Origin of the sequence: Azohydromonas lata, from assembly GCF_034427735.1 — a bacterium.
Taxonomy (GTDB): Bacteria; Pseudomonadota; Gammaproteobacteria; order Burkholderiales; family Burkholderiaceae_C; genus Azohydromonas; species Azohydromonas lata.
Genome location: NZ_JAXOJX010000238.1, coordinates 1 through 335, shown reverse-complemented (window position 1 = coordinate 335; position 335 = coordinate 1). Strand labels below are relative to the sequence as shown.

Here is a 335-nt window from a genome sequence, read left to right as displayed (position 1 = left end):
AACGTCAACGGCGTGTGGACGGCCAGCTACACCCTCGTGGCCGGCGGCATCGACCTCACCAACCGCAACGTGACGGCCACGGTGACGGACGACGCGGGCAACACCGCGACGGTGGCGGACACGACCAATGCCACGGTGGACAACGTGGCGCCCACGGTGACGGATGCGAACGTCGCCATCACCGGTGCGTCGGGCACGGGCGGCGCCTACAAGATTGGCGACACGGTGACGGCGACGTGGACCAACACGGCTGCCGGAGACAACAACGCCGACATCAGCGGCGTGACGTTCGACTTCAGCGCGTTCGGCGGCGGCACGGCCGTGGCGGCGACCAA

At 69.0% G+C, this 335-nt stretch carries 1 protein-coding gene; it reads left to right on the top strand.

Annotation, left to right across the window (positions count from 1 at the left end):
• Window positions 1–335, top strand: a 335-nt coding sequence (locus SM757_RS35205; protein ID WP_322468897.1) for a hypothetical protein, incomplete at both ends; no start/stop codon positions are given.